22 protein-coding genes are annotated in these 26,951 nt (G+C 56.5%); 9 read left to right on the top strand and 13 right to left on the bottom strand.

Features of this window, described 5'->3' with window-relative positions:
• Positions 1–83: 83 nt before the first annotated feature.
• Positions 84–1,493 carry a D-serine/D-alanine/glycine transporter gene (gene cycA / locus CSE01S_RS13865; protein WP_042289521.1) on the top strand — a complete coding sequence of 470 codons (1,410 nt, stop codon included), beginning with the start codon at positions 84–86 and terminating at the stop codon, positions 1,491–1,493.
• A 93-nt stretch (positions 1,494–1,586) separates the two neighbouring features.
• Here cycA and ytfE read toward each other — a convergent pair whose 3' ends face one another.
• Positions 1,587–2,249: an iron-sulfur cluster repair protein YtfE gene (gene ytfE / locus CSE01S_RS13860; RefSeq protein WP_042289519.1), complete on the bottom strand. Its 663-nt coding sequence runs from the start codon at positions 2,247–2,249 to the stop codon at positions 1,587–1,589.
• 245 nt (positions 2,250–2,494) lie between these two features.
• Here ytfE and CSE01S_RS13855 point away from each other — a divergent pair, with 245 nt between their 5' ends.
• A complete protein-coding gene (locus tag CSE01S_RS13855; RefSeq protein WP_042289517.1) occupies positions 2,495–4,048 on the top strand; it encodes a methyl-accepting chemotaxis protein in 1,554 nt (517 codons plus the stop codon).
• 46 nt (positions 4,049–4,094) lie between these two features.
• On the opposite strand, the gene CSE01S_RS13850 is transcribed toward CSE01S_RS13855, so the two are convergent.
• The 3 genes from CSE01S_RS13850 to CSE01S_RS13840 form a co-directional block, all read right to left on the bottom strand.
• Positions 4,095–5,060, bottom strand: coding sequence for a DMT family transporter (locus tag CSE01S_RS13850; protein WP_042289515.1), 966 nt, complete (start codon positions 5,058–5,060; stop codon positions 4,095–4,097).
• 76 nt (positions 5,061–5,136) lie between these two features.
• Positions 5,137–5,961, bottom strand: coding sequence for an AraC family transcriptional regulator (locus tag CSE01S_RS13845; RefSeq protein WP_042289514.1), 825 nt, complete (start codon positions 5,959–5,961; stop codon positions 5,137–5,139).
• 63 nt (positions 5,962–6,024) lie between these two features.
• Positions 6,025–6,891 carry an SDR family oxidoreductase gene (locus CSE01S_RS13840; RefSeq protein ID WP_042289511.1) on the bottom strand — a complete coding sequence of 289 codons (867 nt, stop codon included), beginning with the start codon at positions 6,889–6,891 and terminating at the stop codon, positions 6,025–6,027.
• Between the two features lie 87 nt (positions 6,892–6,978).
• On the opposite strand from CSE01S_RS13840, the gene CSE01S_RS13835 reads away from it, so the two are divergent.
• The gene (locus CSE01S_RS13835) at positions 6,979–7,359 is read left to right on the top strand and encodes a winged helix-turn-helix transcriptional regulator (RefSeq protein WP_042289507.1); all 381 of its coding nucleotides are present in this window, start codon (positions 6,979–6,981) and stop codon (positions 7,357–7,359) included.
• 52 nt (positions 7,360–7,411) lie between these two features.
• On the opposite strand, the gene CSE01S_RS13830 is transcribed toward CSE01S_RS13835, so the two are convergent.
• Positions 7,412–9,355, bottom strand: coding sequence for a bifunctional 2',3'-cyclic-nucleotide 2'-phosphodiesterase/3'-nucleotidase (locus CSE01S_RS13830; RefSeq protein ID WP_042289506.1), 1,944 nt, complete (start codon positions 9,353–9,355; stop codon positions 7,412–7,414).
• 190 nt (positions 9,356–9,545) lie between these two features.
• Here CSE01S_RS13830 and cysQ point away from each other — a divergent pair, with 190 nt between their 5' ends.
• Positions 9,546–10,286, top strand: a complete 741-nt coding sequence (gene cysQ, locus CSE01S_RS13825; protein ID WP_042289503.1) for a 3'(2'),5'-bisphosphate nucleotidase CysQ — start codon at positions 9,546–9,548, stop codon at positions 10,284–10,286.
• On the opposite strand, the gene CSE01S_RS13820 is transcribed toward cysQ, so the two are convergent.
• The gene (locus CSE01S_RS13820) at positions 10,276–10,833 is read right to left on the bottom strand and encodes a YtfJ family protein (RefSeq protein ID WP_042289501.1); all 558 of its coding nucleotides are present in this window, start codon (positions 10,831–10,833) and stop codon (positions 10,276–10,278) included. The genes cysQ and CSE01S_RS13820 overlap by 11 nt on opposite strands.
• Positions 10,834–11,158: 325 nt before the next feature.
• On the opposite strand from CSE01S_RS13820, the gene CSE01S_RS13815 reads away from it, so the two are divergent.
• Positions 11,159–11,365, top strand: a complete 207-nt coding sequence (locus CSE01S_RS13815; RefSeq protein WP_004857160.1) for a DUF1107 domain-containing protein — start codon at positions 11,159–11,161, stop codon at positions 11,363–11,365.
• A gap of 71 nt (positions 11,366–11,436) precedes the next feature.
• Here CSE01S_RS13815 and paeA read toward each other — a convergent pair whose 3' ends face one another.
• The 6 genes from paeA to CSE01S_RS13785 form a co-directional block, all read right to left on the bottom strand.
• Positions 11,437–12,777, bottom strand: coding sequence for a polyamine export protein PaeA (gene paeA / locus CSE01S_RS13810; protein ID WP_042289497.1), 1,341 nt, complete (start codon positions 12,775–12,777; stop codon positions 11,437–11,439).
• 142 nt (positions 12,778–12,919) lie between these two features.
• Positions 12,920–14,458: an MFS transporter gene (locus CSE01S_RS13805; protein ID WP_042289494.1), complete on the bottom strand. Its 1,539-nt coding sequence runs from the start codon at positions 14,456–14,458 to the stop codon at positions 12,920–12,922.
• Between the two features lie 79 nt (positions 14,459–14,537).
• Complete coding sequence (locus CSE01S_RS13800; protein WP_042289765.1) at positions 14,538–15,560, bottom strand: Gfo/Idh/MocA family protein; 1,023 nt, start codon at positions 15,558–15,560, stop codon at positions 14,538–14,540.
• 10 nt (positions 15,561–15,570) lie between these two features.
• Positions 15,571–16,638, bottom strand: a complete 1,068-nt coding sequence (locus CSE01S_RS13795; protein WP_042289492.1) for a Gfo/Idh/MocA family protein — start codon at positions 16,636–16,638, stop codon at positions 15,571–15,573.
• Positions 16,635–17,819, bottom strand: coding sequence for a Gfo/Idh/MocA family protein (locus CSE01S_RS13790; RefSeq protein ID WP_042289491.1), 1,185 nt, complete (start codon positions 17,817–17,819; stop codon positions 16,635–16,637). The genes CSE01S_RS13795 and CSE01S_RS13790 overlap by 4 nt, the downstream gene beginning before the upstream one ends.
• Before the next feature lie 15 nt (positions 17,820–17,834).
• A complete protein-coding gene (locus tag CSE01S_RS13785) occupies positions 17,835–18,989 on the bottom strand; it encodes a Gfo/Idh/MocA family protein (protein ID WP_042289489.1) in 1,155 nt (384 codons plus the stop codon).
• Between the two features lie 189 nt (positions 18,990–19,178).
• On the opposite strand from CSE01S_RS13785, the gene CSE01S_RS13780 reads away from it, so the two are divergent.
• Positions 19,179–20,234, top strand: a complete 1,056-nt coding sequence (locus CSE01S_RS13780; RefSeq protein WP_042289486.1) for a LacI family DNA-binding transcriptional regulator — start codon at positions 19,179–19,181, stop codon at positions 20,232–20,234.
• Between the two features lies 1 nt (position 20,235).
• On the opposite strand, the gene msrA is transcribed toward CSE01S_RS13780, so the two are convergent.
• Positions 20,236–20,874, bottom strand: a complete 639-nt coding sequence (msrA, locus tag CSE01S_RS13775) for a peptide-methionine (S)-S-oxide reductase MsrA (protein WP_042289483.1) — start codon at positions 20,872–20,874, stop codon at positions 20,236–20,238.
• Positions 20,875–21,089: 215 nt separating this feature from the next.
• On the opposite strand from msrA, the gene tamA reads away from it, so the two are divergent.
• The 3 genes from tamA to CSE01S_RS13760 are packed head-to-tail and all read left to right on the top strand — an operon-like array spanning position 21,090 to position 26,946.
• A complete protein-coding gene (gene tamA / locus CSE01S_RS13770) occupies positions 21,090–22,823 on the top strand; it encodes an autotransporter assembly complex protein TamA (protein WP_042289480.1) in 1,734 nt (577 codons plus the stop codon).
• Positions 22,820–26,599, top strand: coding sequence for an autotransporter assembly complex protein TamB (tamB, locus tag CSE01S_RS13765; protein WP_042289478.1), 3,780 nt, complete (start codon positions 22,820–22,822; stop codon positions 26,597–26,599). The genes tamA and tamB overlap by 4 nt, the downstream gene beginning before the upstream one ends.
• A 2-nt stretch (positions 26,600–26,601) precedes the next feature.
• A complete protein-coding gene (locus CSE01S_RS13760) occupies positions 26,602–26,946 on the top strand; it encodes a gamma-glutamylcyclotransferase family protein (protein ID WP_042289476.1) in 345 nt (114 codons plus the stop codon).
• Positions 26,947–26,951 lie beyond the last annotated feature (5 nt).

Raw genomic sequence — 26,951 nt, 5'->3', positions numbered from 1 at the left:
TCGTCGTATCATACAGAAGCACAACAGACGCATTAAAGGCCGCAGAGCCTGCACAACACAGACAGGTACAGGAAGAATAAAACATGGTAGATCAGGTAAAAGTCGCCGCCGATGAACAGGCACCGGCTGAACAGTCGCTACGGCGCAATCTCACAAACCGACATATTCAGCTTATCGCCATTGGCGGGGCGATCGGTACGGGCCTGTTTATGGGGTCCGGCAAAACCATCAGCCTCGCCGGACCGTCGATCATTTTTGTTTATATGATCATCGGCTTTATGCTCTTCTTCGTCATGCGGGCGATGGGCGAGCTGCTGCTCTCAAATCTGGAATATAAATCTTTTAGTGACTTTGCTTCGGATCTGCTGGGACCGTGGGCAGGCTATTTTACCGGCTGGACCTACTGGTTCTGCTGGGTGGTGACCGGGATGGCGGACGTCGTGGCGATTACCGCTTATGCCCAGTTCTGGTTCCCGGGGCTTTCCGACTGGGTGGCCTCGCTGGCTGTCGTGGTCTTGCTGCTGAGCCTTAACCTCGCCACCGTGAAAATGTTCGGTGAGATGGAGTTCTGGTTCGCGATGATTAAAATCGTCGCCATCGTCGCGCTGATTATCGTGGGGCTGGTGATGATCGCCATGCACTTTACATCACCGACCGGCGTCGAAGCGTCTTTTGCGCACCTGTGGAATGATGGCGGCTGGTTCCCGAAAGGCATCAGCGGCTTCTTTGCTGGCTTCCAGATTGCAGTGTTTGCGTTTGTTGGTATCGAACTGGTGGGGACAACGGCGGCTGAAACGAAAGATCCCGAAAAATCCCTGCCGCGCGCCATCAACTCCATTCCTGTTCGTATCATTATGTTCTACGTGTTCGCGCTGATCGTCATTATGTCCGTCACGCCGTGGAGCTCCGTGGTACCGGATAAGAGCCCGTTCGTAGAGCTGTTTGTACTGGTTGGTCTGCCTGCCGCGGCAAGCGTGATCAACTTCGTGGTGCTGACCTCTGCGGCCTCTTCGGCAAACAGCGGTGTGTTCTCGACCAGCCGCATGCTGTTCGGCCTGGCGCAGGAAGGGGTGGCGCCGAAAGCGTTCGCGAAGCTGTCTAAACGCGCGGTACCGGCCAAAGGGCTGACCTTCTCTTGCATCTGTCTGCTGGGCGGCGTGGTGATGTTGTACGTCAACCCGAGCGTGATTGGCGCGTTCACCATGATCACCACGGTGTCGGCAATCCTGTTTATGTTCGTGTGGACCATTATCCTGTGTTCATACCTGGTGTATCGCAAACAGCGCCCGCACTTGCATGAGAAATCGATCTATAAAATGCCGCTTGGCAAGCTGATGTGCTGGGTGTGCATGGCGTTCTTCGTGTTTGTGATCGTGCTGCTGACCCTGGAAGACGATACCCGTCAGGCGCTGCTCGTCACGCCGCTGTGGTTTATCGCCCTGGGACTGGGCTGGCTGTTTATCGGTAAGAGACGTATGGCAGGAATGCGTTAAATCGTATCGCCCGGTGGCGGCAACGCTTACCGGGCTCGCTTACTGGTACCGGTTGTAGGCCGGATTAGGCGTATCCGCCATCCGGCAAATCGCTTATTCCCCGGCTAAGGCACGCGGGAACAGGACATTATTCTCCAGACTGATGTGCTCCATCAGGTCATCAATCATCTCGTTAATCCCGTTGTACATCGCTTTCCAGGTGGTGCAGGCTTCCGGCGGAATGGTCACATTCTGCGTGGTATGCTTAATCACTTCCAGCAGTTCACCCGCCTCATCATGCTCGCTTTCCATCACGCTGATTGGCCCCATCGCCTGGCTGCCCATTCCCTGTTTGATCATTGGAAACAGGATCTGTTCTTCTTTCATCATGTGGCTCGACAGCTCCTGATGCAGCATAGTCAGGTACTTCGCCAGACCTTTCGGCACGTTTGGCTTATCAGCATGCACGCGTTCAACTTTGGTCGCCTGTAGGATCAGTTCCGGCAATTGCTCACGGTGTCTGTCGTGGTAGCGCACGATGATGTGGTTGATGATTTCGGCTAACGGCGCGGTACGCCAGTCTTTTTCAATGGGCTGTTCAGCCAGTTGGGCAAGCTGCGCCTCAATGGCGTCAACGTCCAGCTCTTTGCGTGCGGCCGCCCGCGCCAGCGTCTGCTTACCGCCGCAGCAGTAGTCCATATCATACTTACGAAACAGCGCCGACGCGCGAGGAATAGAAAGCGCCAGTTCACCTAAAGGTTGATCGCGATAAGCCATAGCCGTTACCTCATTTTGAATAATATAAGATGTATTTTAAATGCATCTTTAGGTGGGCGCTATAACCCTTTCGGGTCAGAGGATTTTGTGATGTCTGTCACGAAAAATTCTTTCGTTTTTAACGTACTGATACTTATCAGAAAGCGTGCCATTCCCCCATAAACGGAGTCCTGGCGAATTAAACAACCCGCGATCGCTGCCGATACCAAGTCCTCAGACAACACCTGCAACATAAAAGGCAAAAGATGTTTAAACGAATCAACGTGATCACTTTATTGATCGTGGTGCTACTCGCGCTCGGGGCGATGCAGCTTCTTTCGGCTGGCGTGTTTATTAACGCGCTGAAAAATGACAAACAAAATTTCACGGTGTCGCAACTTGCAAGCCAGAACGTGGCGGAATTTACCGATGCGTGGATCAGCCTCAATCAGGCGCGGGTAACGCTGAACCGGGGGATGCTGCGTTTGCAAAGCAGCATGGCAGGGCAGATCAACGGCGGCCAGCTCAGCGAACTGGTGAAAACCGCAGATGCTCTGCTGGCGAACGCGAAAAAACATTACGACACCTATTATGCGCTACCGGAAACGCCAGGGATGGACGAGCGCCTGGCGGACAGGCTGGAAGAACAGTACGGCATTTACTCAGCGACGCTGGCAAAAATGAACGCCTTGCTGGCGGAAGGCAAACTGGAAGAGATGTTTAAGCAGAACGCCGAACAGAAACAAACGGCAATGCAGAGCGTCTATCACGAATGGCGCACCGCGCAGGCGAAGCTCACCAGCGCGGGGATCAAGGATAACGAAAACGACTATCAACGCATTCTGTGGATTCTGTCCTTTATCCTGCTGGCGGTCGTGGTCATCATTCTGATCAGTTGGATAGCGATGCAGCGTGTGCTGCTGAAGCCGCTGCATGAAGTGATGTCCCATATCCGCCATATCGCGTCCGGCGATCTCACGCACAGCATTGACGCGGAAGGCAACAACGAAATGGCGCTACTGGCGCGTAACGTACGCGATATGCAGCAGTCGCTGGCGAATACCGTCCGCGTGGTGCGCGATGGCGCCGATACGATCTACACCGGCGCCGGTGAGATTACGGCGGGCAGTAACGATCTCTCCTCACGAACTGAACAGCAGGCCGCTTCGCTGGAAGAAACCGCAGCCAGCATGGAGCAGTTGACCGCCACCGTCCGGCAGAATGCGGACAACGCCCGCCAGGCGACGCAACTGGCGAAGAACGCCTCGGGTACGGCGAAAAAGGGCGGTGAGGTCGTGGAAGGCGTCGTGCGCACCATGGATGAGATCGCCGCCAGTTCCAGCAAGATAGCCCAGATCACCAGCGTGATTGACGGCATTGCCTTCCAGACCAACATCCTGGCGCTTAACGCCGCGGTGGAAGCGGCGCGCGCAGGCGAGCAGGGGCGCGGATTCGCCGTGGTCGCTGGTGAAGTTCGTACGCTGGCGAGCCGCAGCGCCCAGGCCGCGAAAGAGATCAAGGCGCTGATTGAAGACTCTGGCGATCGGGTGAATGCCGGTTCCGCGCTGGTGCATGAAGCCGGTGAAACGATGAATGAGATTGTCAGCGCGGTCACCCGCGTGACCGACATCATGGGCGAAATCGCTTCCGCGTCGGATGAGCAGAGCCGGGGAATCGATCAGGTGGGACAGGCGGTGGCGGAGATGGATCGCGTGACTCAGCAGAACGCCTCGCTGGTGGAGGAGTCAGCGTCTGCCGCCGCCGCGCTGGAAGAACAGGCTGCGCGTCTGAATCAGACGGTAGCGGTATTTAAAGTATAAGCAGCATTAACTGCAGGCCGGACACGCGCAGCGCTGTCCGGCCCATTTACATCTCCGGGACGGGCGCCACGCCGGGTTTTTCCGGTTTGGCTTTTACGGCGAGCACCACGCCGACAACGAGCAGCGCTATGCCGCTTAATGTCAGCAGCGGGGGAATGTCCTGACGCAGAATAAAGGTGTACAGCAGGCCCGCCAGTGTCTCAAATACAATTAATGGCCCAAGGATCACCGTCGGCAACCGTTGGCTGGCGATATTCCAGCACAGAGCCCCTACCCACGAGCACAGCACCGCAATTGCCACCATCAGGCCGATAAAGACCGCAGGTCGCGGACCAAAGGGGAGCGCAAAGCCTGGGGTTTGGTTGTATAGCCACAAGCAGGCGGCGATGTAGCCTGCGAAAGAGACGGGCAGGGTGACCAGCGCCTGCGCTGTCGCCCACATCATTGGATGCTTGTCCGGATTTTCGCGCAGCCAGCGCGCATTACGCAGCGCATACCACGCCCAGCAGGCCACCGAAACCACCGCCAGCGCGATGCCAGAGCCATAGCGCCAGCCGCTGAAATTCGGCAGCCCTTGACCCAGCTCCGCGATATTCACACACAGCAGTCCGATGCCTGTCAACGCCAGTGAAGGGGCAAGGCGTCGCCAGGCGAGTCTGCCGTCGCGATGGCTGTACAGCAGGTTAGCAAATACCGGAATGACGACCGGCAGCGTGCCGATAATCATCGTCGATACCGGCGCGCCGGTGCGCTGAATGGCGCTGGCGAGGCAGAGATAGTAAATCAGGTTGCCCATCATGGTCAGCGCCAGCGCGGTGAACCAGTCCTTTGAGGTCAATTGGCGAAGACGGGCGCGACCAAGCCAGGCGAGCGGCAGAGCGATCAGGCCCAGCGCCAGGTAACGCCCCATCGACTGCAGCATCGCCGGGTATTCCGGTACGATCAACGGCCCGACAAAAATCAGTCCCCACATTAACCCTGCCAGCAGGGCATATATCACGCCGCTAATCATTATGTTTCTCCCTCTGCTTTAACCCAGCGACGAGTGTAGGCAGGGAAAACGCGCGCGTATTGTATGAGATTGCGCATCAGCGGGGGAAAACCTGTCTCTGGTAGCGTACGGGAGTGATGCCGTAGCGATGGGTAAAGGCGCGAGTCAGATGCGACTGGTCGGTAAGGCCAGCGGCGGCGGCCACTTCGGCGGCGGGCATCCCGAGAGTGAGAAAGGCTTTCGCCCTCCACAGGCGGATCGCCATCAGCATCTGATGCGGCGTGACGTGAAAATGCGCTTTGAACTGGCGCTGAAAATGCCAGGGACTGAGCGCCGCGACAGCGGCCAGTTCGTCTAAGGTGACCGGACGCATGTAGTTGTCGTGGAGATAATCGCGCACCCGCGCAAAGCGGTGCGCGCCTTCACGCGGCGCCCGCATCGGCTGCGCCAGCGGCCGGAAGGTATCGATTAAATCCAGCAACAGTCCTTTCTGCGCCAGCGGATCGTCGGTGTGCCACAAACCGTGGATCAGCGAGCAAATCTGGCGTGAACGCAAGGGATCGTGTCTTGTCACTTCGCGAAACCCCCAGTGGCGGATCCCCGTGATCTCTTCCAGCAGGGTGGGGTCAAGATAGATCATCCGGTAGCGCCAGCCATCGGCGGTTTCAGCTTCGCCGGTGTGCAGTTCGTCCGGATTCATGGTGATAACGGAATGGGCGGGCGCCAGATACTGGGTGCCGCGATAGCGAAAGCGCTCGGCTCCCGCCTCAATAGCCCCAATGCCGAAGGCTTCGTGGGTGTGGGGTTCGAAGGCGTAGCGAGAAATATGCGCATGATACAGTTCCACGCCCGGCACTTCCGCCAGATGGCGAAAACGGGCGCTGTCTTTCTCATCGCTGAATTGCTCAGGTACACCTTGCATGTCATCTCTCCCCACGCATCATCCTACCATTATCAAAGAGGATACGTGAGGATGCCACCTAATTTAACTAATTTTTAACACTTGCAGCATGGTGCGAACGCTGTCGGCAAGCGTGGTGGTGGGACGACCAATCAGTTGGCTCAATGTGCGGCTGTTATCGAACAGACCGCCTTCAGAAGCGCCAATATCCGAATCCGCCAGCATATCAGCCAGGCCAGCGGGCAGACCTGCCCCCTGCAGCGCCGCGGCGAAGTCCGCTTTACTCAGGTTCTGATAGACAATGTGTTTGCCGCTCTGTTGACTCAGTTCGTCAGCCAGTTGGCTCAGCGTCCAGGCGTCGTCCCCCGCCAGTTCATACACTTTTCCGGCATGGCCGTCGGTGCTGAGGACGCGCGCAGCGGCGGCGGCATAGTCAGCACGCGTCGCAGAGGCAATTTTGCCCTCGCCAGCGGCGCCGATAAACACGCCGTGCTCCAGCGCGGCGGGCGCGCTCGCCAGGTAGTTTTCGCTATACCAGCCGTTGCGCAGCAGCGTATACGGGATGCCGGATCCCGCCAGCATCTTCTCAGTCTCGACATGCTCAAGGTGCAGGCCGAGCGGGGAACGGTCTGCATGAAGCAGACTGGTGTAAGCGATAAATTTTACGCCTGCCGTTTTCGCCGCGTTAATCACGTTACGGTGTTGCACGGCGCGCTGCCCGACCTCGCTTGACGAGATCAACAACAGCTTTTCGACGCCCTGTAGCGCGGTGGTGAAGGCGGCCTCATCGCTATAGTCTGCCTGGCGGACGGTGATTCCCCGCTGGCTTAGCGTCGCGGCCTTCGCCGGGTGACGCACAATCGCCACGACCTGGCTGGCGGGAACAGTTTTTAGCAGGCTTTCGATAACATGGTGGCCGAGTTGGCCGGTAGCGCCGGTGATGGCAATCATGGGGTGACTCCTTTACGTGTCTGTTGTGTTCCATTACGCTATCACCTAAACTTACTTTTAGTAAGTACGTACAAAAAGGTAAGTGTAATGCGTAAATCCACTCTTTCTCAGCAGCTTCGCGACGGCAACCTGTTCGCCGAGCAGTGCCCTTCCCGCGACGTGCTTAAGCATGTCACCAGCCGTTGGGGCGTGTTAATTCTGGTTGCGCTGCGTGACGGCACGCAGCGGTTTAGCGATCTGCGGCGCAAAATGGGGGGCGTGAGTGAAAAGATGCTGGCGCAGTCATTGCAGGCGCTGGAACGGGATGGGTTTATCAACCGGGTGTCCTATCCGGTGGTACCGCCGCATGTCGAGTACAGCCTGACGCCGCTTGGCGAGCAGGTGAGTGAAAAGGTCGCCGCGCTGGCGGACTGGATTGAGCTGAATTTACCGCAGGTGCTGGCGCTGCGGGAAGCGCGTGCGGCATGACGTCTTGCCGGATAAACGCATGAACAGCGCCATCCGGCACGCAACACAACGTTTACTTGCTCAAATCCACCTGATAAATCGCAAACCCAACGTCATCAGTGGCGACTTTTTGCATCGGATACTGCCCTTTCTCTTTAATAAATGCCGCCGCTTTCGCGGTGGGTGAGGTTTCAAAGCGAATATCCAGTTTGCGGTCGCTGTGAATCGGCGCCAGACGCCAGTTATTATCTGCTGCCGGGTGGATCTCGCCTGTACGCTTCGACTCCGCGCCGATCCACGCCGCCAGCACAGAACGGTTTTCATCCGGTGAGGCAAACGCGATATGGCTGTCGCCGGTTCCGGCGAACTTACCGCCGTATGCGCGATAGTTATTGGTGGCGACCAGGAAAAGCGCATTCGGGTCGATCGGCTTGCCGTTAAAGGTCAGGTTTTTGATGCGCTCGGCTTTTGGATTTACCGTCTGGCATTCGCCGTCGTAACGGGCGGGCTGGGAGACGTCAATCTGATAGTTCACGCCATCGATCACGTCGAAGTTATACGTGCGGAAACCGTCCCAGTTGATCAGCGACTGCGGTTTGCTGCTGTTGATATCAATCTGATTAAACTGCCCGGCGGCGCACTCCAGCCACTCTTTCACCTCTTTACCGCTGGCTTTCACCACCACCAGGGTGTTCGGATACAGGTACAGATCCGCGGCATTACGGAAGGTAAGCTGACCTTTTTCGACTTCGACAAAGCTGGCCGGATCGTTCTTACGTCCGCCCACTTTAAACGGCGCGGCGGCAGACAATACCGGCAGTTTCGCCAGATCCGGATCGCCCTGAATAAAATGTTCCACATAGGCTTTCTGCGCGTTGTTCACTACTTGTACGGTCGGATCGTCCTGCACCAGCGCCAGAAAGCTGTACATGTTGTCGGCGGATTTGCCGATCGGTTTGCTGACGAAATCGCGAGTGGCGTCATGATCGCTTTTCAGAATCCGCACCAGCTTTTCATCTTCGGCGGCCAGCGACTTTTTCGCCGCGGGGTCGTAAATCGGGCGCGCTTCAGCTTTCGCTCCGGTTACCTGCCACTTTCCGCTGTCATTGTTAAGCACCAGATCCACAACCCCAAGATGATCGCCCCACATGCCCGGCATCACCGCTGGTATGCCGTTTAGCGTGCCCTTAGCGATATCTGCGCCTTTGATACCGGCAAAGTCTTTGCCCGGAAAGACCGCGTGCGCGTGACCAAACATAATGGCGTTAATGCCCGGCACGTCGCTGAGATAATAAACGGAGTTTTCCGCCATGCTCTGGTACGGGTCGGCGGAAAGGCCGGAGTGAGCAATCGCCACGACGATATCCGCCCCTTTCTCGCGCATTTCCGGCACGTATTTCCGCGCGGTTTCGGTAATATCATTCACCGTCACTTTGCCGCTCAGGTTGGCTTTATCCCAGGTCATGATTTGCGGCGGCACAAAGCCGATATAGCCAATTTTCAGGGTTTGCGTATGGCCTTCGTTATCCACCACGTCCGTTTCTTTAATCAGATACGGCGTAAACAGCGGCTTTTGTGTTTTCACGTCGATGATATTGGCGTTGACGTAGGGGAATGTCGCGCCAGCCAGCGCCTTGTGCAGATAATCCAGCCCGTAGTTAAACTCGTGGTTGCCGAGATTACCGACCGCGTAGTCCAGCGTGTTCATCGCTTTATAGACCGGGTGAATATCGCCGTCCTTTAGCCCCTTCGCCGCCATGTAGTCACCTAAGGGACTTCCCTGAATCAGATCGCCGTTGTCGACCAGTACGCTGTTTTGCACTTCGCCACGCGCTGCGTTGATCAGGCTTGCGGTGCGTACCAGTCCGAATTTTTCGGTTGGCGTATCCTTGTAATAATCGAAATCCATCATATTGCTATGCAGATCGGTGGTTTCCATTATTCGCAGATCGACCGTCGCGGCGTTCACGCTGGCCGCGATCAGCGTGGCCAAAAGCGTTACACTAAACTTAATCATCAGGGGCATCCTTTTTTAGATCGAGGCCACAAAAGAAAATGTATATAAATTTTCTTTCTTACAGAACTGTGAATCATGACATGAAAAGCGGCGGCAAAAACGCAGACGCTATCACAGTTGGCGGATCCTCCTGCAATGGGGTATAAGTAAAACAACGAGTTAACACCACTGTACGAAAACGAGGTGGAGAATGTTAGAACAAGTCTGTCAGCTTGCACGGAACGCGGGCGATGCCATTATGCAGGTTTATGATGGAATCAAACCGATGGAGATCGTTAGCAAGCAGGACGATTCTCCCGTCACCGCAGCGGACATCGCCGCGCACGCCGTCATCGTTGAAGGGTTAAAGACGTTAACGCCGGACATCCCGGTTCTGTCGGAAGAAGATCCCCCCGCCTGGGAAGTGCGTCAGCACTGGCAGCGCTACTGGCTGGTGGACCCGCTGGACGGCACCAAAGAGTTTATCAAACGCAATGGCGAGTTCACCGTTAACATCGCGCTGATCGATAACGGTAAACCGGTGCTGGGCGTGGTTTATGCGCCGGTGATGAAGGTGATGTATAGCGCCGCTGAGGGCAAGGCCTGGAAAGAGGAATGCAGCGTACGCAAACCGATCCAGGTACGCGATGCGCGTCCGCCGCTGGTAGTCATTAGTCGCTCGCACACGGATAACGAACTGAAAGAGTATCTTCAGCAGTTGGGCGAACACCAGACCACGTCGATCGGTTCGTCGTTAAAATTCTGTCTGGTGGCAGAAGGACAGGCGCAGTTGTACCCGCGCTTCGGACCGACCTGCATCTGGGATACCGCCGCTGGCCATGCGGTTGCCGCCGCCGCCGGGGCGCACGTTCACGACTGGCAGGGCAAACCGCTGGACTACACCCCGCGTGAATCGTTCCTCAACCCCGGCTTTCGGGTGTCTATTTACTGAGTAATTTATGCAGCAGGGCGATCACCTGCTGCACATCTTGTTGGCTTAACGCACCGTCTTTGGCCCACTGCACCCGACCCTCTTTATCCAGCACCACAATGGCGGAGTTTTCTTCCTCCAGTTGCCAGGCCTTAAGCGCTACGCCGTTGCTGTCGACAATAAATTGCGACCACGGGTAGAGCTTCTTATTGCTCTCCAGGCTGCTACGCACAAACATGCCGGAGCCGGGAATGGCGTCGTCGGTGTTCACGATAGTGGTGGTCTGATAGGTATCGTGGGGCAGTTTTGCCGATTTAATCGCCTCTATCAGCGTGGCGTTCTTCTCTTTAGCCGAGGTGCGTCCCGCGATGTGCTGGAGGATGCGCACTTTGCCCGGCAGTTGCGCGCTGTTCCACTTTTTGTAGCTGAACGTATCGTTTTCCAGCACCAGCTCGCCGCGATCGGCTATTCCCACCGCCGGTACGCGTTGGTTGATTTCGAAGCTATGGGCGGAAGCCATCATCGGCGCTAACAGGCATGCCAGCGCCAGAATCTTACGTAGGGTCATGGTGTTTCCTTTTTCTTGTTTGCAGGTGATCCGACCACTTGGGGCCGCTGTTTAATCATATGTGCGAATGATGCTTTTTCCCGTAAACGCGGCGTCAGTTTGCGGACGGGCGCACAAATCCTGCGAAAAACGACGTCTTATACTGAAGGCATCGGCAGCAATCAAAGATGATTCTGATTAACTGTAATAAAAAGGTAAATAAACTTATACACGCTGGAAACATCGTACAGATAGTCTATAGTCAAATGGCATTAAAATTTGCGCCTTAGAACTGTTGGGCCGATTGTGGCGCCGCAAGGGCGTAAGACTTACGCAGGAGACAACAATGAAAATTTTCCAACGGTACAACCCACTGCAGGTGGCGAAGTACGTGAAGATCCTGTTCCGCGGACGGTTATATATCAAGGACGTTGGCGCTTTTGAGTTCGATAAGGGTAAGATTCTTATCCCAAAAGTGAAGGACAAACAGCATCTTTCTGTGATGTCCGAAGTTAACCGTCAGGTTCTGCGTCTGCAAACTGAGATGGCTTAACCAAAGTGCTATGCAGTTGTGTTACGTAGTAAATGAACGGCTCCCGATGGGAGCCGTTGATGTTTGTGGGATCAGGAGGCGTGGGTCTCGTCCTTCGCATCGGGCAGTTTCGGCGTCAGAACGTTGGGTTTGCTGTCCAGACGGGTCACCAGCAACTGGTCGATACGGTAGTTGTCGATATCCACCACTTCGAATTTGTAGCCGGAAAACTTCACCGAGTCGGTACGTTTTGGGATCTTCCGCAGCATAAACATCATAAAGCCGCCGATGGTCTCGTAGTTGCCCGACTGCGGGAACTCGTCAATATCCAGCACGCGCATCACGTCGTCGATTGGCGTACCGCCGTCGATCAACCATGAGTTCTCGTCGCGCGCCACAATCTGCTCTTCCAGCCCCTGGCCGACCAGATCGCCCATCAACGTGGTCATCACGTCATTCAGAGTGATAATACCCACCACCAGCGCGTATTCGTTCATGATCACCGCGAAGTCTTCCCCGGCAGTTTTGAAACTTTCCAGCGCCTCGGAGAGGGTCAGAGTATCGGGAACAATGAGCGTATTGCGGATCTGCACGCCGCTGTTCAGCGCCATGCTTTGATTCGCCAGCACCCGGTTCAGCAGATCTTTTGAGTCCACGTAGCCAATGATATGGTCGATATCTTCATTACATACCAGAAACTTAGAGTGCGGATGCTCCGCGACTTTGGTTTTCAGGCTTTGCTCATCTTCGTGCAGATCAAACCAGATTACGTTTTCACGTGAGGTCATGGAAGACGGCACGGTACGCGACTCCAGCTCAAAGACATTTTCAATCAGCTCATGTTCCTGCTTACGCAGCACACCCGCGAGCGCCCCGGCTTCCACCACGGCGTAGATATCGTCAGAGGTGATGTCATCTTTGCGCACCATCGGCAGTTTGAAGATGCGGAAGATCACGTTCGCCAGCCCGTTGAAGAACCACACCAGCGGGGTGAACACAAACAGACAGAAGCGCATCGGGTTGATGATACGCAAAGCCACAGCTTCTGGCGCAATCATACCGATGCGTTTCGGGGTTAAGTCCGCGAAGAGAATAAACATGCCGGTTACCAGCGAGAAAGAGAGAATAAAGCTCAACTGCTCGGAGAGTTCCGCTGACATGTACCGGGAAAACAGCGAGTGAAATGCCGGTGAAAAGGCGGCGTCGCCGACGATACCGCCCAAAATGGCGACTGCGTTCAGGCCAATTTGCACCACGGTAAAGAACATGCCGGGATTTTCCTGCATCTTCAGAACGCGCTGCGCATTAAGATTGCCTTCATCGGCCAGCAGCTTCAGTTTGATTTTACGTGAGGCGGCAAGCGAGATCTCGGATATCGAGAAGAACGCACTCACAGCGATCAGGCAAAGAATGATAAAAATACTGTTTAACATATCTTATCCGACCGTTCAGGTCAGATCCTCGGAAGGGAAGTTTATAATTCGTGCGATACAGAAATTGAAAACCGGCTCGTAGCGGTGAGCCGGTAAGTTCAGGGGCTAGTATAGCGTAAGCGACTGTAAAGTCGCCAGAGGGTTAATTTTCAGCAATAACGGCAGGGTTTTTCGCGCCAGGCTTCGCATCCCAGACTTCGTCATATTCATAGCCGGTCAGGGCTTTAATGACCTGGCGGGTCTCTTCGTCACAGTCGGCGCAGTTGCCGCCCAGCTTGCGCCGCGCCACCTCTTTAATCAGGATCTTGTGCGTCTTCTGGGTCAACGTAAACCTGAATGTGGTATAGAAGCTGACGGCCAGCAACGCCGCGGTGGCGAAGATCATCAGACCGATAATGGCGTGCAGGGCGCTGATGGGTTGCGCACCGCCGCCTTTGACAAAGCCGCTCTCTTCCAGTACCACGCCTATCAGCATAATCGCCAGTGCGACGGTGCTTTTACGGGTTAATACCATCACCCCGGCAAAAATCCCTTCCCGACGCTGGCGGGTGACAATCTCATCGACATCCGGAATAAAGCTATAGATGTTCCACGGAATGTAATACAACCCCGCTTTTGCCAGACCGAACAGCACAAAAAGGGCGGAAAAGAGCAGGGCGGGGATCGGTACGTCGACGACGTAAATCGCCAGCAGGCTGGCGAGAACGATAAAAATACAGCCGTAAGAAAGCCGTAGCGCGCTGGATGGCGTCATATTTAGCTTGTTCATCAGCATCATAAAGCCAAACGTACCCGGAATAGAAACAAACGCCGCGATACTGAGTAATCCAGACACCGTCGCCGCATCCTGCTTTAAGCCGTAAACCACGTAATAGGTAAATACCGAGCCAAACACATCCATGGCGGTAAACGAGCAAATATAAATAAGAATATGTTGACGGAAAATACGTATTTTAAAGGATGAAAAAAGATCAATAACCAGATACTTAAGATGGTTGAATAACCCACTGCTGCGCTGCGTTTCCGGCGTGAATTCATATTCTTCGCGTACGTCTTTCGCTTCCCACGTTGTCGCCCAGGTGGTAAACACCGCGACAAAATAAATGATCGCAAAAACAATCCCGGTTAGCGTATAGGTAAAAGAATTATCTTTACCGGTGAACTGCATGATAATACCCGGCACCGACACCGCTAAAAATCCGCCCAGCGACGAGCACATCATACGGACGCCAGCCAGACGCGTACGTTCGCTAAAGCGGTTAGTCATCTCTGCGGCCAGCGTCTCCCATGGCACCAGCACCATCGCTGACAGCAGCTCAATAGACAGATAGGTGCCCAGATAATACCAGTAGCTCATGTCGGTGACCCACACCAGCGCGTAGAGAAACATGAGCGGGGCGCTGATTAACAAAAAGAAACGTCGCCGGCCAAATTTCCGGCCAAGCCAGGTATTACCGAAATTATCGGTAATATAGCCCATCACCGGACTTAAAATGGCGTCAATAATTCGGGCGATTGCAAATATCGAGCCCGCTTCCAGCACCGATAATCCACAATAGGTGGTATAAAAAAATAAAAGCCAGGTGCCAATAACCGCGAATGCACCGCCTCCAAATAAATCGGTTACGCCATAGCCTATCGCTACGCCGTAACCCACTCTCCGTTCAGTAGGTTTCGCCATATCATTATTCCTGTAGGGGACTTTTTATTGCCGGAGGGCGGCGTCGCCAGCTCCGGCCTGGGTTTAACGCATTGCGGGTTTATTTCTCCAGGGTTATCCAGTGCCGTAATTGCGACGAACGATAAATGGCATCGACGATCTGCAAGGATTTCGCGGCTTCATCAATGCCGCATACTTTTGCGGCGGCGGGATCGCGTACCGCATTGTAGAACTGGCGAATCGCTTCCCGGTGGCCGACGCCCCAGTAGCTTTTGCCGCTGCCGTCCGGGGCGGAATCACTCGCCAGCTTGTGCCGCGCGCCGTCACGCAGTAACCACAGCTCACTGCCCTCAAGCTGCAGCAAGCCATGTTCACCGTGAATTTCCATTTGCAGGGGTGAGTTGGTGGTGTAACAGTTGCTGGCGTAGAACAGCCCGCGCGCGCCGTTAGCAAAGGCGAAGGTAGCCATCGCGCTATCCTCGCCGTCAATAATGTCAGCCAGCCAACTGCTGTCGACCACGCCTTTCACGCGGGTGACGCCCTTGCCAAACCATTGCATCAAATCAAGGGTGTGAATCGCCTGGTTGATCAGCAGACAGCCGCCTTCGGTGGCATGTTTCCCGCGCCAGGGACTGTCGGTGTAATAACCGCCGCCGCGCGACCAGGTCAGCACAGCTTTAATGGCGAGCATTTTGCCGATTGTCCCGTCCTGCAGTTGCTGCTGAATAGCGATACTGGTGGGGTTAAGCCGGTTCTGATAACAAATGCCCAGCGTTCCTTTGGCGTGCAGAAGGGCGGCGTCGATTTCCGCCACGTCCAGCGCGTTTATCACCGCAGGTTTTTCGCAAAAGACCTGTTTCCCCGCCGCCAGCGCGGCGAGGATCATCGGCTTATGCAGATAATGCGGCGTACAAATATGCACCACGTCGATGGCGTCATCCCACAGCATTTCACGATAGTCATGGTAGAGCTGGCAGTCATATTCTGCGGCCAGTTGTCGCCCCCGGTTGATATTGCATTCCGCAATGGCCCGTAGCGTCACGGCGGGCAACTGACGCAGTGCCTCTACGTGGGTGGTGTGGATGGCTCCACAGCCAATGATGGCGGCGTTCAGTGTTTTCATGGGCGCTCCGTCATCCACGCGCATTTGCCAGCATCTGTGCTTTAACGCACAACTCGGCGGCCTTAAAGGCGTGCGCCTGGGTCATGGCGTTTTCGCTGCGATGCAGACAGTCGAGGATCAGTTCGCCAAAGTAGGGGAAGCCGACTTTCCCCGCCACGGGATAGCGGAACTCGCCCTCTTTGTTGACCAGATAGACCACATCCTGCTCGCCGCGAGTGATATCGACATATTTACGGATTTCGATATAGCCCTCAGTACCGAGCAGGGTTAAGCGTCCGTCGCCCCAGGAAGAGAGGCCGTCCGGGGTGAACCAGTCGCAGCGAAAGTAGCCTGTGGCGCCGTTATCGCCCGCCAGCATCGCGTCGCCGAAATCTTCAAACAACGGATACTGTGGGTGATTCACGTTACGCACCTGACTGGCGACAACCTGAGCGTTACTGTTGCCGGTGTAAAACAGAAACTGCTCGATCTGATGGCTGCCAATATCGCAGAGAATGCCGCCGAAATAGCGACGGTCGTAGAACCAGTCCGGACGCCCGCTGCCCTCGCGATGCGGGCCGGTACCGAGCGTTTGCACCACCCGGCCTATCGCCCCTTTTTTCACTAGCTCACCGGCGAAGACCGCGCTTTCGACGTGCAGGCGTTCGCTGTAGTACACCGCATATTTTCGTCCGGTTTTGGCTACCATCGCTTTGGCGTCTTCCAGTTGCCCGAGCGTAGTCAGCGGCGCTTTGTCCGTGAAGTAATCTTTTCCGGCCGCCATCACCTTCAGCCCCAGCGGACAGCGCTCTGAGGGCACCGCCGCGCCAGCGATCAGCTGTATGTCCGGGTCATTGAGCAGCGTGTCCAGCGAGTCAGCCACCTGCGCCTGAGGGTACTGCTTCACGAACGCCGCCACCTTCTGCGGGTCGGGGTCATATACCCATTTCAGCGTCGCGCCAGCCTCAATCAACCCGTTGCACATGCCATAGATATGGCCGTGATCGAGCGCGGCGGCGGCAATCATAAACTCGCCAGGCTGGACCACCGGCTGCGGTTTGCCGGTCGGGGCATAGTTCATTCCATCGTTTAAGCTCATGCTTCTACTCCTGAATCTAAGTCTTTACCCAGAGGGATTGCGCCCACTTCGGCAAAATTGCTCACGGAAGCGGATTTCTCATAAAAATGCGGGGCTTTCTCCAGCAGGCCGCCGGTGCGATAAAACGCATCGTCGCGGGCAACCGGCAGCGTGACCACGGAACGGGTGATGGCCGATTTGTAAATCGCGGCGATCAGTTCCAGTGAGCGTTTCCCCTGCTCACCGTCCACCAGCGGCGCGGTTTGTTGTTCAATGGCGGTTAACACGTTTTCGATTTGCCCGGTATGCAGGGTCCATGTGAGGGCGGGTGTGGCGTGAAACAGCGCGGTCAGGCGCGCTTCCAGCGCAAGATTGTTTTCCGGCTGCGGAAAGCCGTTGTCGGCGGACTGACTGGCGAACACTTTCCACGGCGCGGAGATCCGCGCCTTTTCGCCCTGGATGACAATCTTCTGATCTTCGCCGTGATGAACGACCGAGGCGGTCAACTGCGTCAGCGCGCCGCCGGGGTATCTGAAAATCGCCGCGCTGAGGTCTTCGACTTCGGCGTTATCGTGGGCGACGTTGGTCATCATCGCCACCACCTCGCTGGGAAAGCCGAGCAGCCACTGGATGGCGTCGATGTGGTGCACCGCGTGATTCAGCGTGCAGCCGCCGCCCTCTTTTTCCCAGGTGCCGCGCCACCAGAGGTCGTAATAGCAGTGTCCGCGCCACCAGAAGGAGTCCACCTGCGCATGGCAAATATTGCCTGCCAGGCCGGAGTCCACCGCCGCCTTTAAGCGCCAGAACGCGTCAGTAAAGCGGTTTTGCGCAATCACCGACAGGGTTTTCCCGCTGGCCCGTTGGGCGGCGATCATCGCGTCGCACTCCTCCAGCGACGCCGCCATTGGTTTTTCGCACAGCACATGCTTTCCGTTATTCAGCGCATCAATGGCGATTTCCGCGTGGACGTAAGGCGGCGTACAGACGTCCACCAGATCGATATGCAGATCCGCCGCCAGCAGCGCGGCGTGGCTGGCGAACACCTGCGCTTCAGCCAGCCCGTAGCGGGTTTTCTTCTCTTCGGCTTTCTCCGGATAGATATCCACCAGCGCGACGATCCGGCAGCGTTCAGGAAAGGCCAGATAGCCCTGAATATGGTTATGGGAAATATTCCCCGTTCCAACAATCGCAACGTTCAGCATCCTTCCTCCTCGTCGTTACCAGGTGCCGGAAGCGTCCAGCGTGCGGCTGGCGACATGTTTTTCTACCGATGACGCAATGCGTTCTTGCAACAACTGGTAGTAGCGCTGTTCGTCAAAGGGAAACGCGACCCAGTCATCGATCCAGGTGGACAGGTGCATGGCGTTAGAAAGCGTGAGACCGCGAATCCCCTCCAGACCGGGGGCGATCAGCGGCTCGCCGTGCAGGATAGCGGCGGTGAAATTACGGGTAATCACATCATGCTCGCTGCATTCCGCCGCGGTGGGAATCGTCACTTCCCAGCACTCCGGCTCGCCGAAGCCGTTTTGCCAGCGGGCATTGAACTCGGTTTCTGATTCGCGCAAACGCCAGAAGCGCAGGCGGCCTTCTTCCACCACCACTTTGCCGCGATCGCCTGCGATCTCCAGCCGGTTGGTCCCCGGCGCTTCTGCGGTGGTGGTAATAAACACCCCCGTTGCGCCGTTGGCGTATTCCGCATACGCGGTGACCTCGTTTTCGACCTCAATCTGGCGATGCTTACCAAACTGGCAAAAGGCGCGCATCCGCACCGGCATTCCCACCAGCCACTGCCAGAGATCGAGCTGATGAGGATCCTGGTTGAGCAGCACGCCGCCGCCTTCGCCTTTCCAGGTGGCGCGCCAGCCGCCGGAGTTGTAATAGCTCTGCGAGCGATACCAGTTGGTGATGATCCAGTTGGAGCGGCGCAGTTCGCCCAGTTCGCCGCTGTCGATGAGATCTTTCACTTTCTGGTACAGCGGATTGGGACGCTGGTTATACATCATGCTAAACACCACGTCGCATTCGCGGGCGCAGGCGTTCATTTCCTCAACCTGCGCGGTGTAGACGCCAGCGGGTTTTTCGCAGAGGGTGTGTATGCCCCGGCGCATTGCCATTATCGATAGCGCCGGATGATCGTAATGCGGCGTGGCGACAATCACCGCGTCGATCAGACCGCTTTCCAGCATCTCGCGCGCGTCGCTGAACAGAACGACCGACTCGCCCGTCAGACGGCGGATGGCGGCATGTTTGTCGGGATTGTTATCGCAAACGGCGGTCAGGCAGGCTTCTTCAACCTTACCTGCCAGCAGATAACGGGCGTGGACGGTGCCGATATTGCCGACGCCAATAATGCCAAAGCGTACTTTTTTCATGTCAGGCCTTACTCAGTGCGATGGGGGATAAGCGGAACATAGAAAACGGCTGAAACGTCGACAACGGGATTTTGTGAGAGGGCTTGCAGGATACAAAAGAAGTTAGCCCGCGAAGCAAAAAGGCGTTTTAGAATCAATGGGGTACATCTGCAAAAATTTGCAAAGATGCATTGCGAGCGGGGTCACAGAATGTCAGGCAAGCTAAAAATGGACGAAATTGCGGCCTTGACCGGCTTCTCGGTCAGTACCGTTTCCCGGGTACTCAGCGGAAAGTCTTACACCAGCAACAAGGCGCGTGAAGCGATAGTGAACTGCGCGCGCCAGTTGGGCGTGCTCGACTCCCTCGCCAGCGGTCGCCTGCTGATTAACGGGATCGTGGTTTTTGCCCCCCAGCGAACGTTCACCGCCCAGGGCGACGCTTTTTACCTGGAGGTGACGCGGGGCATCGCTGACGCGGTTGCGCCGCACGATGTGTATCTCACCTGGTGTGGGTTGGACGAGCAACGCGCCGATATCAAAATCTTTCTGGAAAAAGCCAACAATAAGAATATCAACGCCATCATTCTGATCGGCATTGACGATCCAACCATCCACAAACTGGCGCAGTCGCTGGATAAACCCTGCGTGCTGGTGAATTCGCAGGATCGGGAGGGGCTACTCGACGCGGTATCACCGGATCACCGGGCGATTGGCAACCTTGCGGCGCAGTATCTGTTCGATCAGGGGCACCGCCGCATACTTCACATCACCAGCCTGCGGCGCGAAACCATGTACTGGCGGCTGGAAGGCATTAAAGAGGTCTATCGCCAGTATCAGATCCCGTTTGATTCACAGCGGGATCTGCTGGTCACCGAAGGGTTTACCGCCGGGGAGGCGGAACAGGCGATAGACGACTGGCTGCGCATTACGCCACGCGAGGCGTGGCCGGAAGTGATTTTTTGCGCGAGTGCGCCGATGTCGGTGGGCATTCAGCGCGTGCTGGAAAAAGCGGGCGTTCGCATGCCGGAGGGGATCTCGCTCATGACCACCGGCGTGGAGGGACTGGACGCGGAGGTTATTGCAACGGTGAGTTGCATCACCATTCCCTGTCGGGCGCTGGGGGTGGAAGCCGTGCATTTATTGCAAAACCGGCTCAACCGGCCATCCGCGCCGGTATTCAATTTATGCCTGAAAGGCAAGGTGTTGGATAAGGGCACGGTGGTTAGCGCCACGCGCCACGCCGCCCGCGTGGCCGTGTCACGATAGATTACCCTTGTGGCGGCAGACAAATGCCAATCCCGCCGATGCCGCAGTATCCGTACGGATTTTTGTGCAGATACTGCTGGTGATCGTCCTCGGCGTAGTAAAACGGCGTGGCGTTGCTGATTTCCGTTGTGATGTGGCGATCGTCGCCGGAGGCGGTCATCGCCGACTGAAAACGCGCAAGGCTGGCGCGCGCGGCGGCGTCCTGCTCCGGCGTCAGCGGATAAATGGCCGAACGGTACTGGGTGCCGTGGTCGTTGCCCTGACGCATACCTTGCGCCGGATCGTGGTTTTCCCAGAACACCTGTAACAGCTGCTCGTAGCTGATAACTTTCGGGTCATACACCACGCGTACCGCTTCGGCGTGGCCGGTCTCGCCGGAACACACTTCCCGGTAGGTCGGGTTAGGCGTATAGCCGCCGGTATACCCCGCCGCGGTGCTGTAAACGCCAGGGAGCTGCCAGAACAGGCGCTCAACGCCCCAGAAGCAGCCCATGGCGAAAAGGGCGACTTCCATCCCCTCGGGCACGTTCGTCATTGAATGTTCATTGACGGCGTGAAGCGTCGCCACCGGCATCGGGGTATTGCGTCCAGGTAGCGCCTCTGACGGTGAAATCAGATGCTTTTTGTCGAATAAACTCATGGTGCCGTTCTCCCGATAATCAGTAATTGGGGTTAAGGTTGTAACAAGACGCGTATTTGCACACAATATCCATTACGAATACGTCTATCTTAAACATAAGAAATATTTGGGTTGTCGTCTGTTTTTCAATCCCAGTTGTTGGGTTTTTGTTAAGCCGTGGATCGGCATTATGGTTGTTTTCCAGGGGTGGAAATAAGGGATATTCAGGAGAAAAAGTGCCACATATCCGTCAGTTATGCTGGGTGAGCCTGCTGTGCTTAAGCAGTTCCGCCTGGGCCGCGAACGTCCGATTACAGGTCGAGGGGCTATCAGGAGAACTGGAGAAAAACGTCCGTGCGCAGCTCTCCACAATTCAAAGCGACGAAGTGACGCCGGACCGGCGTTTTCGCGCGCGCGTGGATGATGCTATCCGTGAGGGGCTAAAGGCGCTCGGTTACTACGAGCCGACGATCGACTTTGACCTGCGTCCGCCGCCGGCAAAGGGGCGTCAGGTGCTGATCGCCAGGGTCACGCCGGGTGAACCGGTGCGCATTGGCGGGACCGAAGTCATTTTACGCGGCGGCGCGCGTACCGACAGAGATTATCTGGATCTGCTGAAAACGCGTCCGGCAGTCGGGACGGTGCTGAATCACGGGGATTACGACAGTTTTAAAAAGTCCCTCACCAGCGTGGCGCTACGTAAAGGGTATTTCGACAGCGAATTTAATAAGAGCCAGTTGGGCGTCGCGCTCGACCGCCATCAGGCTTTCTGGGATATCGACTACAACAGCGGCGAGCGCTACCGCTTTGGTCATGTCACTTTCGAAGGTTCGCAGATCCGCGATGAGTATCTGCAAAATCTGGTGCCGTTTAAAGAGGGGGACCAGTATGAATCAAAAGATCTCGGCGAGTTAAACCGTCGTCTCTCGGCGACCGGATGGTTCAACTCGGTGGTCGTTGCGCCGGAATTCGACAAAGCGCGCCAGACCAAAGTGCTGCCGCTAAAGGGCGTGGTTTCGCCGCGCACCGAAAACACCATCGAAACCGGGGTGGGCTATTCCACTGACGTCGGCCCGCGGGTAAAGGCGACGTGGAAAAAACCGTGGATGAACTCGTACGGGCACAGCCTGACCACCAGCGCCAGCATCTCCGCCCCCGAACAGGTGCTGGATTTCAGCTACAAAATCCCGCTCTTAAAGAATCCGCTGGAGCAGTATTACCTGGTGCAGGGCGGCTTTAAGCGTACCGATCTCAACGATACCGAACAGGATTCCACCACGCTTGCGCTTTCGCGCTACTGGGATCTTTCCAGCGGCTGGCAGCGGGCGATAAACCTGCGCTGGAGTCTCGACCACTTTACCCAGGGCGAAGTGACCAATACCACCATGCTGCTGTATCCGGGGGTGATGATAAGCCGTACCCGCTCGCGCGGCGGCCTGATGCCGACGTGGGGCGACTCGCAGCGCTATTCGATTCACTACTCCAACACCGCCTGGGGATCAGATGTCGATTTCTCGGTGATCCAGGCGCAAAACGTCTGGATCCGCACCTTGTACGATCGCCACCGTTTCGTGATGCGCGGCAATCTCGGCTGGATTGAGACCGGCGACTTTGACAAAGTGCCGCCGGATCTCCGCTTCTTCGCCGGGGGCGACCGCAGTATTCGCGGCTACAAATATAAATCGATCTCGCCGAAAGACAGCAATGGCGACCTGAAAGGGGCGTCAAAGCTGGCAACCGGCTCGCTGGAATATCAGTATAACGTCAGCGGAAAATGGTGGGGCGCGATGTTTGTCGACAGCGGCGAAGCGGTCAGCGATATCCGCAGAAGCGACTTCAAAACCGGCGCCGGGGTTGGCGTGCGCTGGCAGTCGCCGGTCGGGCCGATCAAGCTCGATATCGCCGCGCCGATCGGCGACAAAGACGAGCATGGTTTACAGTTTTACATCGGTCTGGGGCCTGAATTATGAGTTTATGGAAGAAGATAAGCCTCGGCGTACTGATTTTTATCCTGCTGCTGCTGGCAACCGTCGGGTTTCTGGTGGGCACCACCACCGGTCTGCATCTGGTGTTCAACGCGGCGAACCGCTGGGTGCCGGGGCTGGAAATCGGCCAGGTGACCGGCGGCTGGCGTGACCTGTCATTGAAAAATATCCGTTACGACCAGCCGGGCGTGGCGGTGAATGCCGGCGAAGTGCATCTGGCCGTGGGGCTGGACTGCCTGTGGAACAGCAGTCTGTGCGTCAACGATCTGTCGCTCAAGGACATCAACGTCGTCATTGACAGCAAAAAGATGCCGCCCGCGGAACAGGTAGAGGAAGAGGAAGACAGCGGCCCGCTGAATCTCTCCACGCCCTATCCCATCACCCTTTCTCGCGTCGCGCTGGAAAACGTCAATATTAAAATTGACGACACCACCGTTTCGGTAATGGATTTCACCTCAGGCCTGAACTGGCAGGAAAAAAATCTGACCCTGAAGCCCACCTCATTACAGGGGCTGTTGATCGCGCTGCCGAAAGTGGCGGACGTGGCGCAAGAAGAGGTCGTGGAACCGAAGATCCAGAATCCGCAGCCGGACGAAAAACCGCTCGGCGAAACGCTCAAGGATCTGTTCTCCAGGCCGGTGCTGCCGGAAATGACCGACGTTCACCTGCCGCTGAATCTTAATATCGAAGCGTTTAAAGGCGAGCAGTTGCGTCTTACGGGCGATACCGATCTGACGGTCTTTAGCCTGCTGCTGAAGGTCAGTAGCATTGACGGCAATATGAAGCTGGACGCGCTGGATATCGATTCCAGTCAGGGGACGATAAATGCGACCGGTACGGCACAGTTAAGCCATAACTGGCCAGTGGATATGACCCTCAACAGCACGCTGAACGTGGAGCCGCTGAAGGGCGAGAAGATCACGCTAAAGGTGGGCGGCGCGCTGCGCGAACAGCTGGAAGTCGGCGTGAATCTCTCCGGTCCGGTGGATGTGGATCTGCGGGCGCAGACGCGGCTGGCGGAGGCCGGGCTGCCGCTCAATCTGGACGTGGTCAGTAAGCAGGTTTACTGGCCGTTTACCGGCGATAAGCAGTTCCAGGCCGATGATATCCGGCTCAAACTCACCGGCAAAATGACCGACTACACGCTGTCGATGCGCACGGCGGTGAAAGGTCAGGATATTCCCCCGGCGACCATCACTCTGGATGCGAAAGGCAACGAACAGCAGATTAACCTCAACAAGCTGACCGTCGCCGCGCTGGAAGGGAAAACCGAGCTGAAAGCGCTGGTGGACTGGCAGCAGGCGATCAGCTGGCGCGGTGAACTGACGCTGGATGGCATTAACACCGCCAAAGAGGTGCCGGACTGGCCCTCGAGGCTCAATGGTCTGGTCAAAACCCGCGGCAGCCTGTATGGCGGCACGTGGCAGATGGAGGTGCCGGAGCTGAAGCTGACAGGCAACGTTAAGCAGAACAAGGTTAACGTTAACGGCTCGCTGAAGGGCAACAGTTACATGCAGTGGATCATTCCAGGACTGCATCTGGAACTGGGGGCGAACAGCGCGGATGTGAAAGGCGAGCTGGGCGTCAAAGAGCTGAATCTGGACGCCACCATTGACGCGCCGGGGCTGGATAACGCACTGCCGGGATTAGGCGGTACGGCGAAAGGCCTGTTAAAGGTGCGCGGCACGGTCGATGCGCCGCAACTGCTGGCGGATATCACCGCCCGCGGCCTACGCTGGCAGGAACTCTCCGTGGCCCAGGTGCGGGTAGAAGGAGATATCAAATCCACCGACCAGATTGCCGGACAGCTTGATGTCAGGGTAGAACGAATCTCGCAGCCGGATGTGAATATCAATCTTGTCACGCTGAACGCGAAAGGCAGCGAGAAGCAGCACCAGTTGCAGCTGCGGGTTCAGGGCGAGCCGGTTTCCGGACAGCTCGATCTGGCCGGTAGCTTTGACCGAAAAGAGATGCGCTGGAAAGGTACCCTCAGCAATACCCGCTTCCAGACGCCGGTGGGGCCGTGGTCGCTGACCCGCGCCATCGCACTGGATTACCGCAACCAGGAGCAGAAAATCAGCATTGGGCCACATTGCTGGACGAACCCGAACGCTGAACTGTGTGTGCCGCAAACCATTGACGCCGGGGCGGAAGGCCGGGCGGTGGTGAATCTCAACCGCTTCGATCTGGCGATGCTGAAGCCGTTTATTCCAGAGACCACTCAGGCCAGCGGCGTTTTTACCGGGAAGGCTGACGTGGCGTGGGACACCACCAAAGAGGGGCTGCCGCAGGGCAACGTGACGCTTTCCGGACGTAACGTGAAGGTGACGCAGACGGTTAACGACGGGCCGCTGCCGCTGGCGTTTGACACGCTGAACGTCAGCGCCGATCTGCATAACAATCGCGCGGAACTGGGCTGGCTGATTCGCCTGACCAATAACGGACAGCTTGACGGTCAGGTGCAGGTGACCGATCCGCAGGGGCGACGTAATCTCGGCGGCAATGTGAACATCCGCAACCTCAATCTGGCGATGGTGAACCCGATCTTTGCCCGCGGTGAAAAAGCGGCGGGGATGCTGAACGCGAACCTGCGTCTCGGCGGCGATGTCCAGGGGCCGCAGATGTTTGGTCAGCTCCAGCTAAGCGGTCTGGATATCGACGGCAACTTTATGCCGTTTGACATGCAGCCAAGTCAGCTGGCGATGAATTTTAACGGTACGCGCTCGACCCTGACCGGGGAAGTACGTACTCAGCAGGGGCAGATAAACCTCAGCGGTGACGCAGACTGGAGCCAGATCGACAACTGGCGCGCGCGGGTTGCGGCGAAAGGCAGCCGGGTGCGCATTACCGTACCGCCAATGGTACGGCTGGACGTCTCGCCGGACGTGGTGTTTGAAGCGACGCCGAGCTTATTCACCCTCGACGGTCGTGTCGACGTGCCGTGGGCGCGCATTGTGGTGCATGAGTTGCCGGAAAGCGCAGTGGGCGTCTCCAGCGACGAAGTCATGCTCAACGATCAGTTACAGCCTGAAGAACCGCAGACCGCCGGGATCCCGATCAACAGCAACCTGATCGTCCACGTCGGCAACAACGTGCGGATGGACGCGTTTGGCCTGAAAGCCCGTCTGACGGGCGATTTGAAAGTGGCGCAGGATAAACAGGGACTGGGGCTTAACGGACAGATTAATATTCCGGAAGGCCGCTTCCACGCCTACGGGCAGGATCTGATAGTGCGTAAGGGCGAACTGCTCTTCTCTGGCCCGCCGGATCAGCCTTTACTCAATATCGAAGCGATTCGTAACCCGGAAGCGACCGAAGATGATGTAATCGCTGGCGTTCGCGTCACCGGATCGGCGGATGAACCGAAGGCGGAGATCTTCTCTGATCCGGCCATGTCACAGCAAATGGCGCTCTCTTATCTGCTGCGCGGACAGGGACTGGACAGCGATCAAAGCGACAGCGCAGCGATGACCTCCATGCTCATTGGCCTGGGGGTTGCACAAAGTGGTCAGGTTGTGGGTAAAATCGGGGAGACATTTGGCGTAAGCAATTTGGCGCTGGACACCCAGGGGGTAGGGGACTCATCCCAGGTGGTGGTCAGCGGATATGTATTGCCTGGTCTACAGGTGAAATACGGTGTGGGCATATTTGACTCTTTAGCCACGCTCACGCTACGTTATCGCCTGATGCCTAAGCTATATCTGGAAGCCGTGTCTGGCGTAGATCAGGCACTGGATTTGCTCTATCAGTTTGAGTTTTAGCAATGCGAATATTTGTCTACGGCAGTTTACGAACCAAACAAGGCAACAGCCACTGGATGACCAACGCCCAGTTGCTGGGCGAATACAGTATTGATAACTACCAGTTGTACAGCCTGGGCCACTATCCAGGCGCAGTTCCCGGGAACGGAACAGTACAGGGTGAAGTTTATCGTATTGATAACGCCACGCTGGCCGAACTGGATGCCCTGCGCACCCGGGGCGGCGAATACGCACGCCAGTTGATCCAGACGCCGTACGGAAGTGCATGGATGTATGTGTACCAACGTCCGGTGACGGGATTAACGCTGATCGAAAGCGGTAACTGGTTAGACAGAGACCAGTACTGAATTGA

The organism is Citrobacter sedlakii NBRC 105722 (assembly GCF_000759835.1).
Taxonomy (GTDB): Bacteria; Pseudomonadota; Gammaproteobacteria; order Enterobacterales; family Enterobacteriaceae; genus Citrobacter_A; species Citrobacter_A sedlakii.
Note: the sequence above shows the minus strand (reverse complement) of the source record. Positions and strands in the feature narration are given on the sequence as shown.

What these genes read in the sequence shown, in the direction of transcription:
- cycA (WP_042289521.1), top strand. Translation starts at nt 84, where the DNA reads ATGGTAGATCAGGTAAAAGTCGCCGCCGATGAACAGGCACCGGCTGAA.
- ytfE (WP_042289519.1), bottom strand. Translation starts at nt 2,249, where the DNA reads ATGGCTTATCGCGATCAACCTTTAGGTGAACTGGCGCTTTCTATTCCT.
- CSE01S_RS13855 (WP_042289517.1), top strand. Translation starts at nt 2,495, where the DNA reads ATGTTTAAACGAATCAACGTGATCACTTTATTGATCGTGGTGCTACTC.
- CSE01S_RS13850 (WP_042289515.1), bottom strand. Translation starts at nt 5,060, where the DNA reads ATGATTAGCGGCGTGATATATGCCCTGCTGGCAGGGTTAATGTGGGGA.
- CSE01S_RS13845 (WP_042289514.1), bottom strand. Translation starts at nt 5,961, where the DNA reads ATGCAAGGTGTACCTGAGCAATTCAGCGATGAGAAAGACAGCGCCCGT.
- CSE01S_RS13840 (WP_042289511.1), bottom strand. Translation starts at nt 6,891, where the DNA reads ATGATTGCCATCACCGGCGCTACCGGCCAACTCGGCCACCATGTTATC.
- CSE01S_RS13835 (WP_042289507.1), top strand. Translation starts at nt 6,979, where the DNA reads ATGCGTAAATCCACTCTTTCTCAGCAGCTTCGCGACGGCAACCTGTTC.
- CSE01S_RS13830 (WP_042289506.1), bottom strand. Translation starts at nt 9,355, where the DNA reads ATGATTAAGTTTAGTGTAACGCTTTTGGCCACGCTGATCGCGGCCAGC.
- cysQ (WP_042289503.1), top strand. Translation starts at nt 9,546, where the DNA reads ATGTTAGAACAAGTCTGTCAGCTTGCACGGAACGCGGGCGATGCCATT.
- CSE01S_RS13820 (WP_042289501.1), bottom strand. Translation starts at nt 10,833, where the DNA reads ATGACCCTACGTAAGATTCTGGCGCTGGCATGCCTGTTAGCGCCGATG.
- CSE01S_RS13815 (WP_004857160.1), top strand. Translation starts at nt 11,159, where the DNA reads ATGAAAATTTTCCAACGGTACAACCCACTGCAGGTGGCGAAGTACGTG.
- paeA (WP_042289497.1), bottom strand. Translation starts at nt 12,777, where the DNA reads ATGTTAAACAGTATTTTTATCATTCTTTGCCTGATCGCTGTGAGTGCG.
- CSE01S_RS13805 (WP_042289494.1), bottom strand. Translation starts at nt 14,458, where the DNA reads ATGGCGAAACCTACTGAACGGAGAGTGGGTTACGGCGTAGCGATAGGC.
- CSE01S_RS13800 (WP_042289765.1), bottom strand. Translation starts at nt 15,560, where the DNA reads ATGAAAACACTGAACGCCGCCATCATTGGCTGTGGAGCCATCCACACC.
- CSE01S_RS13795 (WP_042289492.1), bottom strand. Translation starts at nt 16,638, where the DNA reads ATGAGCTTAAACGATGGAATGAACTATGCCCCGACCGGCAAACCGCAG.
- CSE01S_RS13790 (WP_042289491.1), bottom strand. Translation starts at nt 17,819, where the DNA reads ATGCTGAACGTTGCGATTGTTGGAACGGGGAATATTTCCCATAACCAT.
- CSE01S_RS13785 (WP_042289489.1), bottom strand. Translation starts at nt 18,989, where the DNA reads ATGAAAAAAGTACGCTTTGGCATTATTGGCGTCGGCAATATCGGCACC.
- CSE01S_RS13780 (WP_042289486.1), top strand. Translation starts at nt 19,179, where the DNA reads ATGTCAGGCAAGCTAAAAATGGACGAAATTGCGGCCTTGACCGGCTTC.
- msrA (WP_042289483.1), bottom strand. Translation starts at nt 20,874, where the DNA reads ATGAGTTTATTCGACAAAAAGCATCTGATTTCACCGTCAGAGGCGCTA.
- tamB (WP_042289478.1), top strand. Translation starts at nt 22,820, where the DNA reads ATGAGTTTATGGAAGAAGATAAGCCTCGGCGTACTGATTTTTATCCTG.
- CSE01S_RS13760 (WP_042289476.1), top strand. Translation starts at nt 26,602, where the DNA reads ATGCGAATATTTGTCTACGGCAGTTTACGAACCAAACAAGGCAACAGC.